Here is a 16,197-nt window from a genome sequence, read left to right as displayed (position 1 = left end):
GGGTCAGGAGAGGAGCCCGGCCATCCACTCCTCGATCTCGTCCGGGCGGCGGGGCAGCCCGGAGGACATCAGGCGGGCGCCGTCGGCGGTGATGACGAGGTCGTCCTCGATGCGCACGCCGATGCCGCGCAGTTCGGGAGGAAGGGTCAGGTCGTCGGGCTGGAGGTAGAGGCCGGGTTCGACGGTGAGCACCTGCCCCTCCGCGAGCACGCCGTCCAGGTAGGTCTCGGCACGGGCCTTGGCGCAGTCGTGCAGATCGATACCGAGCATGTGGCCGCTGCTGCACAGCGTGTAGCGGCGGTACAGGCCGCTGCCGGGTTCCAGGGCCTCGTCGGCGCCGATCTTCAGCACTCCCCAGTCGTGCAGCCCCTCGGCGATGACCCGCATGGCCGCCATGTGGAAGTCACGGAACCTGGCGCCGGGACGCAGGGTGGAGATCGCCGCGTCCTGCGCCTGCAGGACCAGCTCGTAGACCTGCCGCTGGACCGGGCTGAAGCGGCCGGAGAGCGGCAGAGTCCTGGTGATGTCGGCGGTGTAGAGGGAGTCGGTCTCGACGCCGGCGTCCAGCAGGAGCAGGTCGTCGCCGTTCAGGGCGCCGTCGTTGCGGATCCAGTGCAGGACGCACGCGTGCGCGCCGGAGGCCACGATGCTGTCGTAGCCGACGGCGTTGCCTTCGAGACGGGAGCGGAGCCCGAAGACCCCCTCCAGGTAGCGCTCGCCGCGCCGGTGCCGCATCGCCTGGGGGAGCGCCCTGACCACGTCCTCGAAGCCGCGGACGGTCGCCTCGACGGAGAACTGGAGCTCGGCGACCTCCCACTCGTCCTTGATCAGCCGCATCTCGGACAGGAACGTCTCAAGCTCCGCGTCGCCCTCGTGCGGGGAGACCAGGGCGTCGACGGAGGCGTCGACCCCGCGCAGCACCCTGGCGGGCCCGGTGAGCGCTTCGCCGAGGCGATCGATCGGCGCGCAGTCGATCAGGTAGAGCGACTCGGCCTCCGCCAGGTCGGGGCGCCTGCCGACCCAGAACTCGCCGTAGCGGCGGTCGCGGTAGAACTCCTGCCCGGCCCGTCCCGGTGCCGAGCGCGGCGAACGAGGACGCAGGAACAGGGTCGCGGTCCCCGAGGGCTCGACGACCAGGACGTCGTCCGGCTCCTGGTCCCCGGTCAGGTAGGCGAAGGCGCTGTGCGCCCTGAACCGGTAGTCGGTGTCGTTGCTGCGGACCTTGAGCGTGCCGGACGGGATGACCAGCCGCTCGCCCGGAAAGCGCGCGGCCAGTGCGGCACGGCGCTTGGCGGTGTAGGCGGCCTGCGGCAGCGCGGCCAGGTCGTCCCGGTGGGTGTCGGCCCAGCCCGTGCCCATGAACGCGGCGAGGGCCTCGGAGACCGGTAGGTCGTGGCTGCCGGTGTTGAGCTTGTCGGTCATCGTTTCCCCGTGGTGAGATTGTGGTATTTCACACGTTACTAATCTGGGGCGGGACGCGCATCCCACCACCATGTGTGACATAACGGTCGCAGGGGCCGTCCTGCTCATGCTTAGGGCGCACCCGGCCAGGGCAAAACCCAGGGATACCCCAGCCACGCCGAACCGAGGTGGTTTCCATGCTGATTGGGAAGATTCTGCAGGCCAAGGGCTCCGTGGTGACGACCGTCCGCCCCGACGCGACGGTAACAGACCTGCTCGGGCTGCTCGCCGAGCACAACATCGGCGCCGCGGTGGTGTCCGAGGACGGTTTCTCGATCGTCGGCATCGTGTCCGAGCGTGACATCGTACGGCGGCTGCACGAGCACGGGCCCGGCGTGCTGGGAGCCCCGGTCTCCTCCATCATGACCACCGAGGTCCGTACCTGCTCGCCGGACGCCAACGCCGACGACCTGCGCCAGACCATGACGACACACCGCATCCGGCACGTCCCGGTGGTCACCGACGGGCGGCTCACCGGGATCGTCAGCATCGGCGACGTGGTCAAGAGCTCCATCGAGACGCTGGAGACCGAGCGGGCCCACCTCGTCGACTACCTCCACCGCTGACCCTCTCCGGGTGGGGTCCCGGTGCGGACCCCACCCGGACCGCTATCGCACGATCACCTTGCCGGTCTCGACGGTCAGGCCCTTGACCTGCGGTGTCGAGGTCCCCGTCGTCACCGTCCCGGTTCCCGGGCTGACCCCCCTGACCTTCAACGTGTAGGTCAGGCTCCCGCCCGGGGCCCCGGGCACACTGGTGACCCGCAGGTCCCCGGTGGGCGGCCCCGAGATCCGGCCGCCCGCCGTACCGTCGGCGTTCTCCGCGCCCACGGTCAGGCCCAGGTCCCCGGACGGGGCGCCGGGCGGTCTGTCCGGATCGTAGGTGTAGGTGATGTCCTCGGTGCCGTTGAGCCCGACCCACTGCTGGAACACCTTGGTGTCCGGGGTGCCGCGAACCCTGAGCCGCCATTCGATCACCAGCCACTTGCTGGGGCCGTCGGCCAGCGTGCCGACGTAGACGCCGGGCGCGTCGGTGCCGTCCAGATCGGTCCAGTAGGGGGCGATCACGTTGTTCGGCGCCGCCGGGTCGGGCAGTGACTGCGGGACGGGACTGATGTCGGCCGGATCCGAGGTGCCGCCCGCGACCGTGTAGCCGTTGGAGACGACGCCGATCCTGGTGTAGGTCCTGCCCGCGTAGGTGAACGCCGGGACGGTGAAGTTCAGCGCCTGCTCGTCGCCGATCGGCGTCGGCTTGACTCCGAAGGCGTCCAGCGGGAGGTACGGCGCGGGCCCGGTGCCGGGCGCGACGTCCGGCCTGTCGGGCTGCCTGGGGGCCAGGGTCGCCTTGGTCGTGGCCAGCTGCGAGCCGATCTTGACGGCGCCGGTCACGCCGTTCAGCCTGAGCCTGCCGTCCAGCGTGCTGACCGCCGTCACCTCGGTCTTGTCGAAGGTGTCGTTGCGCACGGTGACCGTGCAGGTCGCCTCCTCGGTGCCACGCCGGATCACCGAGGGAGCGCAGTTCTGCTCGACCGGGACCGCCCCCTGCCTGCGGAAGAACGCCACGGGAAGGTGCAGGTCACGGCTACCGCCGATCTCCTTGAGGTCCACCCGGCCGAAGTACTGCCCGTCCGGCAGTTCGGGCGCGGCGATCACGACGCTGACCTTCGCGCTCCTGCCCGGACCGACGCTGAGGATCGGCGGCAGCACCGTGACGCTCGCCCCGCTCACCGTCGTGCCGGTGGCCCGGTAGAGGAGGGTCCTGTTCGTGACGTTGGTGACCGTCCTCCTGACCGTGAGGACACCCGGCATGACCGGGGCGTTCACCGAGGGCAGGTTCAGGTCGACGCGGTTCAGCTCGTCGGCCGCCGAGGCGGCGAAGTTCCGCGCGCTCTCACTCAGGGTCAGGCCGGGATCGCCCGCCCTGGTCAGGTCGACACGGCCGCCGCCGACGTCGAAGGGGTCGGCCGGGGTGAGGCGGTCCTGCTTGGTGACCGTGGTCTTCGCCGTGGTCACCAGCGCCGACTTGACCTGCCCCGGCGTCCAGTCCGGGTGCAGCGCGAACAGCAGGGCCGCCGCGCCCGCCACGTGCGGCGCCGCCATCGAGGAGCCCGACATGACCTGGTACAGGTTGCCGGGCGGGCCGCCGGACGGGCTTTCCAGGACCGGCGTCTGCCCGGCCAGGATGTGCAGACCGGGCGCGCCGACATCGGGCTTGAGGAAGTCGCCGGCGGGGCCGCGCGAGGAGAAGGAGGTCATCACGTCGCCCTGCGCGGCGGCCTTGGCGCCCTGGGTGAACGTCGCGGTCGCCCCCGGGTTCGCGGACAGGAAGGCCAGCATCGCGTCGGCCTCCGGCTTGCCGAGGTGGATCGCCGGGAGCCAGTGGTTGTCGGCCATCGGGTCAAGCGGCCTGGCGTCGTAGACGATCAGGCCCGCGGCGCCGCCCTGCCGTACGTTGTGGCCCTTGAGAATCCGGTCGCCCGCGCTGTCACAGGCGACGATCTTCCCGGTGAACAGGCCCGCGGGCGCGGGCGCCGAGCAGGAGGCGTTCGAGTACGGCGCCGCGGAGGCGAGCACCACCGGCAGCGGGGAGACGACGCCCGTCGTGACGGACAGGCCCTTCAGCGTCACGCTCGCCCCGCCCGCGCCCGCCAGCGTGATCGCCGACTGGAACGTACGGCTCTGCGTCGAGGCCGCGACCGTGGTCACCCACGGGCCTGCGTGGTTGACGGTTCCCGCCTTCGGCCCCGTGTTGCCCGCGGAGGCCGCGACGAACACTCCCGCCGCGTAGGCGTCGAGGAAGGCAAGTTCGACCGGGTCGCTGTAGGGGGAGGCGCCGCCCGAGACGGAGTAGTTGATCACCTGGACGCCGTCGAGGATCGCCCGGCCGACGGCCTGCGCGGCGTCGGAGGGGAAGCAGCCCTGCTGCCCGCAGACCTTGTAGACCGACACGTGCGCGGCGGGGGCGACGCCGTGCAGCGGGCCCCGGTCGACACCGAGCAGGGTGGCGCCGGAGACCGGGCCGCCCGCGGCGGTGGTCGCGGTGTGCGTGCCGTGGCCGTTCGAGTCACGGGCACTGTCCGGGTACGTCTCCCCCGGATAGGCGGAGTTGTAGGTCTCCAGGAAGGGCGCACCGCCGATCAGCTTGCGGTTGCAGGTGAACGGGTCGGTCCGCGGGGTCAGCGGGTTGTCGCCGAAGGCGCAGGCACGCGGAGTCCCGTCCTTGGTAGGGGGCACCGCGGGCAGCGTGCCGGGGTCGGCGAACTGGGGGTGTTCCGGCCAGGCGCCGGAGTCGAGGACGCCGACGACGACGCCCTTGCCCGAGGAGGAGGCGCCGCCGAGCCTGCCGTAGACCGTGGGCGCCCCGATGAAGGAGGCGCTTGAGTCGGTCAGGAGTTGCTCCGGTTTGTCCTCCTGCACGGCGGCGACCCCGGGGAGCCGGGCGACCAGGGCCGCCTTACTGGCCGGGATGCGCAGCGCGATCCCGCCGTAGACGGTCCGCAGCCGCTGTCCGGCCTTGGCGCCGGGGACCTCTCTGGCCAGCGCGGTCAGGAAGTCGTCCTCGACCCGCTCGATGTGCCCGGTGTACCTCCTGGCCTCGGCGCCGCGGACGTCGAGGGCCCTTCCCGTCTCGGCGGGGCTCGTCGCGGGCAGGCCGTCGAGCCCGCCCCGGTAGGCGGCGTAGGAGTCGTAGTCGAGTTTGACCATCACGTTGACGGTCGCGTCGGAGGTGGAGCGCAGCAGCGCCTGGTCGCTCCTGGCGATCCTGCCGGTCTCGGACCTGGCGCCCTGCATCGGCTCGCCGCCGGTCAGCGGGGTCACCGTCCACTTCCCCCGGCCGGGAGGAGAGGGAGCCGGGTCCGCGTGAGCCGGCGGGATCATGATCGCGACGAGCCCGGCGCCCGCGACGGCCGCGACCAGGCGCCGGGTCCGTGGCGAGGGGGACGTGCTTGACAACTGGGGACCTCCTTGGGGGACGCGTGAGCGTGTCACACCGCAAGGAGGCGCCCGGTCACCCGCCGCGTCCGGGCGCGGTTGAGGAGGCCTCGGCTCTCCCCGCTGGGTGACGAGGGAACGGCCGCCCGATATGGGCGGCTGATCATGAATGGGAGCCTAGCTAGAGCCCCTTTGTTTGCCTAGATACGGAAATTTCGGCAATCATCGAGATAGCTGGCCCGGTCCCGGGTGGGCTCGTCCGCGAGCACGTGCGATGAGAGGCTGGAACCGTGAAACTGAAGCTGGACCTCCACCCGATCTTCAACCGCGGCGGCGAGATCGACCGGGCACTGCGGGACATCATCGACGAGGCCATCAGGAAGCGGGCGACCGAGGTCGAGATCATCCCCGGCAAGGGGTCAGGTCAGCTCAAGAAGAAGGTCCTGCGTTTCCTCGAACAGAAGGAGATCAAGGCCCTCTACCACCGCATCGACAAGGACTCCAAGAACCACGGCCGCCTGTTCGTCTACTTCAGGCACAAGTAGACCCGCCGGCTGTGACGCCGCCTTCGGCGCGCTCACCCAAGCCTGGCCGGGCCCTGCGCCGGGCCAGGCAGGACGGCCTGCGCCACCTCGGGCTGGACGGCACCTGACCACATCGGCCGGATCGCCGCCGACCGGCCGTGCTTCTCCGGCAGGCATCGCCGTGCCCGCCTACGCGGACTCGGCGAACACGCGGACGCCCGGCTGAAGAGCTGGAGGATTCTCAAGCTACGCCGTGGCCCCGGCAAGACCGGTCACCTCTGCGAGGCCGTCGCCGTCCTCCAGAGTCGCGGAGGCGCGCGGACCACCCGAGGACGAGAAGGGTTCACCGTTGTGAGACCGTGCCGGGGCTCCAGGAGCGGGTGCTGAGGACGAGGCGGTGGCCGTCAGGGTCGGTGAGGGTGACGCCGTGGGCGTCCCAGTAGGGGTTGTGGGCGGGAACGCGGACGCCTCCCGCGGACAGGAGCCGGTCGAGCAAGGCCTGGTCGAGGGAGGGGCGCGCGATGCGGATCCGGATGGAGGCGACGATCGTCATCGGCGCTCGTCTGTTCCGGCGATCTTGGCGGTGGTGACGGCGACGCGGTTCCAGGTGTTGACGGTGAGGATGACGGCGAGCACGTGGGCCAACTCGGCCTCTTCGAACTGGGCGGCGGCTGCGGCGTAGACCTCGTCGGGGACGCCGGCGTCGGCGATCAGGGTGACCGCTTCGGTCAGGGCCAGCGCGGCCTGTTCCCTGGAGGAGAAGAAGTGCCTCGCCTCGCGCCAGACCCCGATCATGTGGAGACGAAGGTCGTCCTCACCGGCCTTGCGGGCGTCGGTGACGTGCATGTGCAGGCAGTAGGCGCAGCCGTTGAGCTGGGAGGAACGGATCTGGATCAGCTCGGCCAGGGCGGGGTCGAGGCCGTCGCGGGCGGCGGCGTCGAAGCCGATCAGGGATCTGAACGCCTTCGGGGCGGCGGCGGCGAAGTTGAGGCGGGGCGCGGTGTCCGTCATGCGCACTAACCTAGGGAGTTGATAGACCGCTCAGGAGGTGCATTCCACTGTCGGAATCTTGGGTCAATTCGGCGGAACGCATCGGTTCTGACCTGCATCTTGAGCTGGACGGAACCGGATCACGGCGAGCCGCTCTCGGGCGGGCGCTGCGGGCGGCGATCCAGGACGGGCGGCTCGCCCCGGGGGTGCGGCTGCCTCCTTATCGGTCGCTCGCGGTCGACCTCGGAATCGCCAGGAACACGGTCGCCGACACCTACGCCGAACTGGTCGCCGAGGGCTGGCTGACCGCGCGGCAGGGCTCGGGAACCCGGGTCGCCGAACGCGCGGCTCCCGCGAAGACGGCGCGGGTGCCGAGGAGGCCGCGGGCCGTGCCCGCCACCCCGGCGCACAACCTGTCGCAGGGGCAGCCGGACGCGTCGTCGTTCCCCAGGAACGCCTGGTCCGCCTCGACCCGCCGTGCTCTCGCCGCCGCGCCGAACGACGCGTTCGGGCCGGGTGATCCCCAGGGGCGGATCGAGCTGCGCACCGCGCTCGTCGACTATCTGGCCCGGGTCCGTGGGGTGCGGGCCGTTCCGGAACGCATCGTGATCTGCGCCGGTTTCGCCGACGCGCTACGCCTGCTGTTCGGCGGCGGCGTGCTGCGCGGCACGCTGGCCGTCGAAGCGTACGGCCTGGCGTTCCACCGTTCCCTGCTGGCCGCCGACGGGGTCAGGACGGTGGCGCTCGGCCTGGACGACCACGGCACCAGAACCGAGGACCTGGCCGGGCGACGGGGTGTCCGCTCGGTGCTGCTCACCCCCGCCCACCAGTTCCCCATCGGCGGTCCGCTCACCCCGGCACGCCGCAACATCGCCGTCGACTGGGCACGCGAGCGCGGCGGCGTCGTGATCGAGGACGACTACGACGGCGAGTTCCGGTACGACCGGGAACCGGTGGGCGCGGTCCAGGCGCTCGATCCCGAGCACGTCCTGTACGTCGGTTCGGCGAGCAAGAGCATCTCGCCCGCCCTCCGGCTCGGCTGGATGGTGCTCCCCGAACGTCTGGTCGACCCGGTCCTGGCGGTGAAGGGTCAGCGCGAACGCTGGACCGGCGTCGTGGACCAGCTCACCTTCGCCGACCTGATCGTCTCCGGCGCCTACGACCGGCACATCCGCCACATGCGCCAGCGCTACCGGGAACGCCGCAACCGGCTGGTGGAGGCCCTCGCCGGCCAGGCTCCGCACATCGAGGTGGCCGGCATCGCCGCGGGCCTGCACGCCGTCCTGCGCCTGCCGTACGGCACCGAGGCCGCCACCTTGAGGGCCGCCGCCTGGCGCGGTGTGTCCCTGGACGGCCTGGCCGGATTCCGGCACCCCGACACCCCCGCCGACCTTGAGGGCCTCGTCGTCGGCTACGCGACCCCGTCCGACCACGCCTACGCCGCCGCCCTCGCCGCCCTCTGCGAGATCCTTCCACCCATCCCGTGAACCGCAGGGACGGCGAAAGCCCCGTCCGGGGACGGGGCGGTGACCGGGCTCTCAGCGAGGGCCGCAGAGCCGGAGGGCGACGAGGGCGGTGAAGGCGATGCCAGCGACGGCGATGGCGGTCTGGAGGCCGCCGGTGACGGCGGTGGGGGGGCGGCCGGAGAGAGGGTGACGGCGACGATCGCGGCACCCCCGCCGGCGAGCAGGAGGAAGCCGCCGAAGGCCACCGCGTAGGTGCTGATCACCCACTGCAGGCTCTGGGCGGAGAAGCCGAGAGCCGAGCCGATCTCGGGCAGAGCCACGTACACGATGTTGTAGTCGATCGAGACGATCAGCTGTGCGAACGCCAGCAGCGCCAGGGCGAGGCCCGGCCGTCGGCGGGCCGCGATACCGGGTGCGGTCAGAGCGGTCATGATGGAGTACTTCTTCGCGGAGGGGCTTCAGCGCCGGGCGAGTTCCCGCTGCCAGACGGGGCTGTCGAAGTAGTGGTTGTCGAAGCGCTCGGAGCTGTCGCGGATCTCCTGAACGGAGGCTTCGCCGTGGTAGACGCGCTCAAGCAGCCGGTAGTAGTCGAACCGGTCCATCCCGGGCGTGAAGACGACGAGCATCTCGGCCTCGGACCCCGCCGACGGGGCGAACGCGTGCGGAACGGTCGGCGGAACGGTGAGGAAGTCGCCCTGGCCGAGGGTCACGACCGTGTCGTTCAGCAGGATCCGCATCGAACCGCGCAGGACGTAGAACATCTCCGTGGCCCGGGTGTGGAAATGCGCGGGCGCACCCGGCGACCCCTTCAGGAACGTCGCCTTGTTGGCGGTCAGCGCACCGCCGGTTTCCCCGGAGTCGGCGAGCAGGGTGATCAGGCTGCTCGCGCCGTCCCGCAGGGCCTCGGCTTCGAGGGACCGGACGAGAACGGGCTGGTCAGCGGTGGCGAAGTTCATGATCTCTCCGATGTTCGGTGATACCGCAGGAACGTTTCTCCGTGGCGGCACAACCGAATCTAGGGCCCGAAAAGACCCATCGCATGGTTCATTTTGGCTATGAGAACATGGGTCAATCTACGTCCGGTCCCTCTGCGCGGACCCTGCGGAGGGGGAGCGCGGCGGAGCCGTCCCGGGCGCAGGCCGAGACGGTCCCCGGGTCCTCGATTCTTGATCTACGTTGTAAAGGGGCGGGCCCCGGCGTCGAAGACGCCGAAGCCCGATTGGAGATCGTCAGGCGTGGGGGCGTTCGTCGACCAGGGGGATCAGTTTGCCGGTTCTGGGGTTGGTGGCCAGGTCCGCGGGCCGTACCCACTCGATGCTCAGGGGGTGGACGAACCCCTTGGCCGCGTACTCGGGGTACATCGGGCGGGCCTCGTGCACGGCCTCGATGAAGTGCCTGGTCAGGGCCTCGGACGGTTCCTCGGTGTAGGCGAGACGGAGCACCAGGCCGTCCTTGTTGTCCCAGCGGCGCTGTACCAGCTGCATCCCGGCCAGTACCCGGTCGGTGTCGGCCGCGACGATCACCTCGCGGACGTCCTCGGTGCGCATCGTCACCATCGCCACCCTGGCGCCCTCCGTCGTCCTGCCGACCAGCCGGAACCGGCGGCACTCGTCGTCGATCCACTCGGCCCGGTCGCCGACCGGGTAGCGGATGATCGGCATCAGGGTCCGGAACAGGTTGGTGACGAGCACCCGGCCGGGCACGCCGGGGGTGGTGATCGGTTCGCCGGTCACCTCGTCGACCAGCTCGACCAGCGTCCTGTTGGGAAAGGCCTCGTGCACCCGCACGTCGTCACCGACGACCGGGGCGCCGACCAGCCCGGCGTCGACGGAGGCGTACCCGAGCGAGGCGATCACCGCCCGGGGGAAGGCCTTGGCCAGGTGCGGGCGCAGGTCGTCGAAGAGGAGGTCGCCGCCGAACAGCAGCAGTTCGACCGACTCGGCCGTCAGCCCCCTGGCGTTCATCGCGTCGGCGACCCCGCTGAGCTTCATCGGCGGTCCCGCCAGCACCTCGACGTCGAAGGCCGCGACCAGGTCGGCGATGTAGTCGTCCGGCGCGGAGCCCGCGACGGGCAGCCGGACGTTCTCGACAGGGGCGTGGTAGAGGGCGTTGTCGATGTAGAGGAACCCTCCGTACAGTTCGCCGGCGAAGAACAGGTTCGCCACCCGGTGACCGGGTCTCAGGCCCGACCTGACCATGCCCGCCCCGAAGGCGCTGACCGAGTCGGTGTGCTCGGTACGGGTCCACGGGGAGAACTTCGGCGCGCCGGTCGTGCCGCCGGAGGTGTAGACCCCGGCGTCGGTCAGCGGTCCGGTCAGCAGCCGGTTGTCCGGCCAGGTGTTCGCGGCCCAGAAGGCCGTCTGGTCGATGATCGGCAGCAGGGTGAGGTCCTCGGTGCCGTGCGGTACGTCACGGTAGAGGTCGGCGTAGAAGGGGGAGTTGCGCCGGGCGAAGTCGATCAGGTCGCGCAGTGGTTTGGCGGGCATGTGCCGCTCCTTCCGGGAGAGGGGTTCAGATCAGGGCGTGGGCCAGGCTGGGGATTCGGGCCAGCACCCGGCGGCGGTAGAACCACCAGTTCGTGGCCAGGAACACGCCGTAGGCGGCCAGGAACAGGTAGAGCGCGACGTCCACGGAGCCGGTCCGCGAGAGGGAGACGGCGAAACCGCGCGGGATGAGGAAGCCGCCGAAGGCGCCGACCGCGGAGGCGATGCCGATGGCGGCCGCGGCCTCCCGCCTGGCGCGCAGCCGGGCCTGCTCGCGCTCCACGCCGTCGGCGACGTCACGTTCCGCCTGGGCGGTGAAGATCGCCGGGATCATGCGGTAGGTGGAACCGTTGCCCGTCCCCGAGGCGACGAACAGCACCATGAACGCGCCGAGGAAGAGCGGGAAGCTGCGCGTGCCGAGTCCGGCGAGGGCACCGGTGGCGCCGGCGGCCATGGCGGTGAAGGACCACGCGGTGACCCTGGCCCCGCCGTGACGGTCGGCCAGCCAGCCGCCGAGGGGGCGGGCCAGTGAGCCAACCAGGGCGCCGAGGAAGGCGGAGTAGGTGGCCGCGGCCTCGGGGAAGGTCGCCTTGACCAGCAGCGGGAACGCCGCCGAGTAGCCGATGAAGGAGCCGAAGGTGCCGATGTAGAGGAAGGACATGACCCATGTGTGTCCACGGCGGAAGGCACTGCTCTGTGAGGCGAAGTCGGCCCTCACCACGGCCAGGTTGTCCATGAACAGGTAGGCGCACAGGGCCGCCGCCAGGATCGGCACCACCCACACCGCACCGGCGTTGGCCAGGCCGAAGGCCGCGACGAGCGGGACCGTCAGCTGCACCACGGCCACTCCGAGGTTGCCGCCCGCCGCGTTCACGCCCAGCGCGAAGCCCTTACTCCGTTCCGGGTAGAAGTAGGAGACGTTGGCCATGGAGGAGGCGAAGTTCCCGCCGCCGAGCCCGGCCGTGGCCGCGGCCACGAGGAACATCCAGTACGGCGTGCGCGGGTCGGAGACCATCCAGGTCAGCAGCCCGGCGGGGACGAGCAGCAGGAGCGCGCTGGCCACGTTCCAGTTGCGCCCGCCGAAGGCCGAGACCGCGAAGGTGTACGGCAGCCGCAGTGCGGCGCCCACCAGGTTGGGCACCGCGACCAGCCAGAAGAGCTGGTTGACGTCGAAGGGGAAGCCCGCGGCGGGCAGCAGGACGACGACGGCGCTCCACAGCAGCCACACCGTGAAGCCGAGGTGCTCGACGACGATGGAGAACAGGAGGTTCCTGGTGGCGACGCGGCGTCCGGTCGCCGCCCAGAAGCCGGGGTCCTCCGGTTCCCAGTGGTCGATCCAGCGTCCGGTTCTGCGGGTCTTGGGGCGTCTGTCGTTCATGTCGGGGTTCCTGTCGTCTCGTGTGGATCGGCGAGGCGTCGTACTTTTGGCAGGCAGTCACCGCACCCCGTGCTCGCCCTGGTCGCGCGGACCAGCGCGGTCACGCCGCCGCCTGTGGCGCGGGCCGCGCGGGTCAGGTCGTCCTTGGTCACCGAGTTGCACCGGCAGATCACCGTGGAGCCGGGCAGGCGGGCGGGGTCGTCGTCGACGGCCGGTGGCGGCGTTCGTCCGAGCAGCAGGGCGAGCCGGTCGGCGGGTGCGGGCCACCCGGTGTCGTACAGCTGGGTCAGCGTCGCCCCGACGCCGGGCAGCCCGAGCACGATCGCCCCGGTCACCCGGTCGCCGTCGAGCGTCAGCTTGGCGTAGGTCCCCCTGGCGGGGTCGGCGTAGCCGAGCACCTCGGCCTCCCGGCTGTCCAGCCCGAGGTGCGAGGCGCCGAACACGGTGAGGTCGACGTCCCCGGCGCGCAGCCGGGTGACCGGAGGGCTCGCGCGGTAGCGTGCCGTGGGGTCGGCGCCGGTGAGCAGGTCGGCCAGCACCGCCGCCTGATCCCAGGCGGGCCGCAGCAGGCCGGACGGCGCGTCACCGGTCCGGGCGCAGTCGCCGACGGCGTGGACGTACGGGTCGGCGGTGCGCAGCCGGTCGTCGACCGGAACGCCCTCCGCCGAGCCCAGCCCGGCGGCGACGGCCAGGTCCGTCTCGGGGCGCACCCCGGTGGTCACCACCGTCAGCGCGGCCGGGACGAACGCGCCGTCCTCCAGCTTGACGCCCTCGTCCGGGTAGTGCCTGACCGCGGTCAGGCCGGTCACGACCCGTACTCCCGCCGCGTGGCACAGCCGGGCCAGGATCATCCCGGCTGTCGGGTCCAGGTGGCGTTCCATCAGGTGGGGCGCGGGATGGATCAGCGTGACCCCGGCGCCGCGCCTGCCCAGCGCGAGCGCGGTCTCCACGCCGAGCACCCCGCCGCCGAGCACGGCGACCGGGACTCCGGGGCCGGTCACGGCCGCGATCCGCGCGCAGTCGTCCAGGCCGCGCAGGGTGGCCACGCCCCGCGCGGGCTCACCTCGCTCGCCGGTCAGCCCGCCGACCGGCGGCAGCCACGGCCTGCTGCCGGTCGCCAGCACCAGGGCGTCGTAGCCGATCGGAGGGCCGTCCGCGAGGTGGACCACGCGCGCCGCCCGGTCCAGCCGTACGGCGACGGCCCCGAGCAGCAGCCGGACCTGGTTGTCCCGTGCCCACTCCCGTCCGTGCAGGGCGATGCCGTCGGCGGTCATCGTGCCGTCCAGCACGCCGGGCAGCAGCACCCGGTTGTAGGCGGGACGGGACTCGGCACCCACGACGGTCAGCTCGACCAGCTCGCCCCGTGGGTCGCGTTCCCTGACCAGCTCGGCCAGGCGGGCTCCGGCCATGCCGTAACCGACGACCACCACCCTGCGGGGACTCACGACCCCTCCTCGTGGGCGGGGATCTCACGGGCGGAGGATTCACGGGCGGGGGTGAGCCGTACCGCGCACGCCTTGAACTCCGGCATCCCGCTGACGGGGTCGAGCGCCGGGTTGCTGATCAGGTTGGCCCGGCCCGCGCCGGGGAAGTGGAACGGCACGAACACCGTGTCCGGCCTGATCCCCGGCGCGCAGCGCACCTCGGCCTCGACCGCGCCCCGCCGTGAGACGACACGGGCCAGGTCGCCGTCGGCCAGCCCGGCCCGCCGGGCCGTGTCGGGATGCACCTCCACGTACGGCGCGGGCGCCGCTCTGACCAGTTCGGCGACCCGGCGGGTCTGCGCGCCGGACTGGTAGTGCGCGAGCGTCCGCCCGGTCGTGGCGACCAGCGGGTAGACGGCGTCGGGGGACTCGGCGGGTCCCCGGTGCTCGACGGGTGTGAAGCGCGCCCGGCGGTCGGGGTGGGCGAAGCCGTCCAGGAACAGGCGGGGCGTTCCCGGATGGCCGGGTTCCGGGCAGGGCCAGTGCGGTGTCTCGCCGGCTCGCAGCCGCCGGTGGCTGAGCCCCGAGTAGTCCGCCGCGCCGCCGCGGGAGGCCAGGGCGAGTTCCGCGAACACCTCCTCGGGATCGTCGGGGAAGCGCTCGGCGGGCTGCCCGAGCCGTACGGCGAGCTCCCGCAGGACGGTCAGGTCTCCGCGGACCCCCTCGGGGGGAGGTACGGCCCTGCGCCGCAGCAGCACCCTCCCCTCCAGGTTCGTCATCGTGCCCTCCTCCTCGGCCCACTGGGTGACCGGCAGCACCACGTCGGCCAGCAGCGCGGTCTCCGACGGGACGACGTCGGCGACGACCAGCAGGTCGAGGGCGGCGAGCCTGCGTGTCACGTGCGCGGCGTGGGGCGCCGAGACCACGGGGTTGCTGCCGAACAGCAGCAGCGCCCTCGGCCCGGTCGAGGTGCCCAGCGCGTCCAGCAGCTCGTAGGCGGAGCGGCCGGGACCGGGAAGCTCCTCGGGGGCGACGCCCCACACGGAGGCCACGTGCCGGCGCGCCGCCTCGTCGTCGAGGCGCCGGTAACCCGGCAGCTGGTCGGCCTTCTGCCCGTGCTCACGGCCGCCCTGCCCGTTGCCCTGCCCGGTCAGGCAGCCGTAGCCGGAGCCCGTACGCCCCGGCAGCCCGAGGGCGAGTGCCAGGTTGATCCAGCCGGAGACGGTGTCCACGCCGTTGGAGTGCTGTTCGGTTCCCCGGCCGGTCAGGACGTAGGCGTTACGCGCCCCGGCGAGCAGCTCGACGGCGGCCCGCTGGTCGGCGCCCGCGACCCCGGTGACCCGTTCGGCCTCCTCGGGACGCCAGCGCGCGGCGACGCGCCACGCCTCGGCGAACCCGCCGGTCCGCGCGCCGACGTAGTCGTGCCGCAGGTGCCCCCCGGCGACCGCCGCGTGCAGCATGCCGAGCGCCAGCGCCAGGTCCGCGCCCGGCCTGGGCGCCAGGTGCAGTGAGGCCAGTTCGGCCGTCGCGGTGCGCCGGGGGTCGACCACGACGAGACCGCCGTGGTCCCTGGCCCGGCGCAGATGCCGGACGAACGGCGGCATCGTCTCGGCGACGTTGGCCCCGACCAGCATGACCGTCTCCGCCTCCCGCAGGTCGGTGACCGGGAACGGCAGCCCCCGGTCGAGGCCGAAGGCCCGGATGCCCGCCGCCGCGGCCGACGACATGCAGAACCGGCCGTTGTAGTCGATCTGCGAGGTGCGCAGGGCGACCCTGGCGAACTTGCCGAGCAGGTAGGCCTTCTCGTTGGTGAGGCCGCCACCGCCGAAGACGGCGACCGCGTCCGGCCCGTGCCGTTCACGCAGTTCCCGCAGCCGCCCGGCGATCAGGTCGAGGGCCTCCGGCCAGGTCGCGGGCCGGAGCGGCTCGTCCCTGCGGCGGCGGACGAGCGGGTGGGTGAGCCGGTCGGGGGTGTCGAGCAGCGCCGCCGCCGTCCACCCCTTCTGGCACAGGGCGCCCTCGTTCACCGGGAAGTCCCTGGGGCCGACCCGCGTGCCCGCCGGTGGAAGCGGAGTCAGGGTCATCCCGCACTGCAACGCGCAGTAGGGGCAGTGCGTCCCGGTGCTCGTGCTCATCACGACACTCCACCGGGCCTGCCGGAGACCGTCACGCTCTGGCCGCGGAACTCCGCGACGATCTCGCCGCAGGGGCGCCGCACGGTCACGTCGTAGACGCCCTGCCTGCCGTACCTGGTGCGTTCGACGGCCTCGGCGAGCAGTTCCTCACCGGCCTCGGCCGGGCGCAGGAACGTGATCTGCGCGCTCTGCGCCAGCGTGACCGGGCCGCGGGCGTTGCCGGCGTAGGCGAAGGCGGCGTCGGCCAGCAGGAACAGGTAGCCGCCGTGGGCCAGGCCGTGGCCGTTCAGCATGTCCTCGGAGATCCGCATCCGCAGCCGGGCCCTTCCCACGGAGACCTCCTCGACGGTGATGCCCAGGGAGCGGCACACGGCGTCTCCGGCGCCGCCCCCACAGCTGCCCCC

General features: G+C 72.1%; 14 protein-coding genes and 1 pseudogene. 4 read left to right on the top strand and 11 right to left on the bottom strand.

Annotation, left to right across the window (positions count from 1 at the left end; genetic code table 11):
• Positions 1-3: 3 nt before the first annotated feature.
• Positions 4-1,422: an aminopeptidase P family protein gene (locus ABZ470_RS33430; RefSeq protein WP_362771607.1), complete on the bottom strand. Its 1,419-nt coding sequence runs from the start codon at positions 1,420-1,422 to the stop codon at positions 4-6.
• Between the two features lie 176 nt (positions 1,423-1,598).
• Here ABZ470_RS33430 and ABZ470_RS33425 point away from each other — a divergent pair, with 176 nt between their 5' ends.
• Positions 1,599-2,027, top strand: a complete 429-nt coding sequence (locus ABZ470_RS33425) for a CBS domain-containing protein (protein ID WP_352009109.1) — start codon at positions 1,599-1,601, stop codon at positions 2,025-2,027.
• A 42-nt stretch (positions 2,028-2,069) separates the two neighbouring features.
• Here ABZ470_RS33425 and ABZ470_RS33420 read toward each other — a convergent pair whose 3' ends face one another.
• The gene (locus ABZ470_RS33420) at positions 2,070-5,414 is read right to left on the bottom strand and encodes a S8 family serine peptidase (RefSeq protein ID WP_362916443.1); all 3,345 of its coding nucleotides are present in this window, start codon (positions 5,412-5,414) and stop codon (positions 2,070-2,072) included.
• Positions 5,415-5,683: 269 nt separating this feature from the next.
• On the opposite strand from ABZ470_RS33420, the gene ABZ470_RS33415 reads away from it, so the two are divergent.
• Both ABZ470_RS33415 and ABZ470_RS33410 read left to right on the top strand, forming a co-directional pair.
• Positions 5,684-5,938, top strand: coding sequence for a Smr/MutS family protein (locus tag ABZ470_RS33415; protein ID WP_184714345.1), 255 nt, complete (start codon positions 5,684-5,686; stop codon positions 5,936-5,938).
• 162 nt (positions 5,939-6,100) lie between these two features.
• Positions 6,101-6,223, top strand: a pseudogene (locus ABZ470_RS33410) (IS5/IS1182 family transposase); the annotation flags it as partial.
• A gap of 37 nt (positions 6,224-6,260) precedes the next feature.
• Here ABZ470_RS33410 and ABZ470_RS33405 read toward each other — a convergent pair.
• Both ABZ470_RS33405 and ABZ470_RS33400 read right to left on the bottom strand, forming a co-directional pair.
• Positions 6,261-6,470, bottom strand: coding sequence for a hypothetical protein (locus tag ABZ470_RS33405; RefSeq protein ID WP_362916440.1), 210 nt, complete (start codon positions 6,468-6,470; stop codon positions 6,261-6,263).
• Entirely contained in the window at positions 6,467-6,928 is a 462-nt protein-coding gene (locus ABZ470_RS33400) for a carboxymuconolactone decarboxylase family protein (RefSeq protein WP_362916438.1), read from the bottom strand. The genes ABZ470_RS33405 and ABZ470_RS33400 overlap by 4 nt, the downstream gene beginning before the upstream one ends.
• A 41-nt stretch (positions 6,929-6,969) precedes the next feature.
• On the opposite strand from ABZ470_RS33400, the gene ABZ470_RS33395 reads away from it, so the two are divergent.
• Positions 6,970-8,394, top strand: a complete 1,425-nt coding sequence (locus ABZ470_RS33395) for a PLP-dependent aminotransferase family protein (RefSeq protein WP_362916584.1) — start codon at positions 6,970-6,972, stop codon at positions 8,392-8,394.
• Here ABZ470_RS33395 and ABZ470_RS33390 read toward each other — a convergent pair.
• The 7 genes from ABZ470_RS33390 to paaI all read right to left on the bottom strand — a co-directional run bounded on the left by ABZ470_RS33390 (position 8,343) and on the right by paaI (position 16,164).
• Entirely contained in the window at positions 8,343-8,804 is a 462-nt protein-coding gene (locus ABZ470_RS33390) for a hypothetical protein (RefSeq protein WP_362916436.1), read from the bottom strand. The two genes, ABZ470_RS33395 and ABZ470_RS33390, sit on opposite strands and share 52 nt — an antisense overlap.
• Before the next feature lie 27 nt (positions 8,805-8,831).
• Positions 8,832-9,329: a cupin domain-containing protein gene (locus ABZ470_RS33385; RefSeq protein ID WP_362916434.1), complete on the bottom strand. Its 498-nt coding sequence runs from the start codon at positions 9,327-9,329 to the stop codon at positions 8,832-8,834.
• A gap of 273 nt (positions 9,330-9,602) precedes the next feature.
• Positions 9,603-10,859, bottom strand: a complete 1,257-nt coding sequence (locus ABZ470_RS33380; protein ID WP_362916432.1) for a hypothetical protein — start codon at positions 10,857-10,859, stop codon at positions 9,603-9,605.
• A gap of 25 nt (positions 10,860-10,884) precedes the next feature.
• Complete coding sequence (locus ABZ470_RS33375) at positions 10,885-12,234, bottom strand: MFS transporter (protein ID WP_362916430.1); 1,350 nt, start codon at positions 12,232-12,234, stop codon at positions 10,885-10,887.
• Positions 12,231-13,679 carry an FAD-dependent oxidoreductase gene (locus ABZ470_RS33370; protein ID WP_362916428.1) on the bottom strand — a complete coding sequence of 483 codons (1,449 nt, stop codon included), beginning with the start codon at positions 13,677-13,679 and terminating at the stop codon, positions 12,231-12,233. The genes ABZ470_RS33375 and ABZ470_RS33370 overlap by 4 nt, the downstream gene beginning before the upstream one ends.
• Complete coding sequence (locus ABZ470_RS33365) at positions 13,676-15,793, bottom strand: molybdopterin oxidoreductase family protein (RefSeq protein ID WP_362916426.1); 2,118 nt, start codon at positions 15,791-15,793, stop codon at positions 13,676-13,678. Before ABZ470_RS33365 ends, ABZ470_RS33370 begins: the two co-directional genes overlap by 4 nt.
• On the bottom strand, positions 15,793-16,164 hold the full coding sequence (gene paaI / locus ABZ470_RS33360; RefSeq protein ID WP_352009119.1) for a hydroxyphenylacetyl-CoA thioesterase PaaI: 372 nt from the start codon (positions 16,162-16,164) through the stop codon (positions 15,793-15,795). The genes ABZ470_RS33365 and paaI overlap by 1 nt, the downstream gene beginning before the upstream one ends.
• Positions 16,165-16,197: the final 33 nt, after the last annotated feature.

Origin of the sequence: Streptosporangium sp. NPDC020072 (assembly GCF_040631445.1) — a bacterium.
GTDB lineage: Bacteria > Actinomycetota > Actinomycetes > Streptosporangiales > Streptosporangiaceae > Streptosporangium.
The sequence above is the reverse complement of the archived record's forward strand: the minus strand, read 5'-3'. Positions and strand labels throughout refer to the sequence as shown.

Excerpts from the sequence above, each read along its gene's own strand:
- ABZ470_RS33425 (WP_352009109.1), top strand. The coding sequence starts at position 1,599 with ATGCTGATTGGGAAGATTCTGCAGGCCAAGGGCTCCGTGGTGACGACC.
- ABZ470_RS33375 (WP_362916430.1), bottom strand. The coding sequence starts at position 12,234 with ATGAACGACAGACGCCCCAAGACCCGCAGAACCGGACGCTGGATCGAC.
- ABZ470_RS33385 (WP_362916434.1), bottom strand. The coding sequence starts at position 9,329 with ATGAACTTCGCCACCGCTGACCAGCCCGTTCTCGTCCGGTCCCTCGAA.
- ABZ470_RS33405 (WP_362916440.1), bottom strand. The coding sequence starts at position 6,470 with ATGACGATCGTCGCCTCCATCCGGATCCGCATCGCGCGCCCCTCCCTC.
- ABZ470_RS33390 (WP_362916436.1), bottom strand. The coding sequence starts at position 8,804 with ATGACCGCTCTGACCGCACCCGGTATCGCGGCCCGCCGACGGCCGGGC.
- ABZ470_RS33380 (WP_362916432.1), bottom strand. The coding sequence starts at position 10,859 with ATGCCCGCCAAACCACTGCGCGACCTGATCGACTTCGCCCGGCGCAAC.
- ABZ470_RS33365 (WP_362916426.1), bottom strand. The coding sequence starts at position 15,793 with ATGAGCACGAGCACCGGGACGCACTGCCCCTACTGCGCGTTGCAGTGC.
- ABZ470_RS33430 (WP_362771607.1), bottom strand. The coding sequence starts at position 1,422 with ATGACCGACAAGCTCAACACCGGCAGCCACGACCTACCGGTCTCCGAG.
- ABZ470_RS33400 (WP_362916438.1), bottom strand. The coding sequence starts at position 6,928 with ATGACGGACACCGCGCCCCGCCTCAACTTCGCCGCCGCCGCCCCGAAG.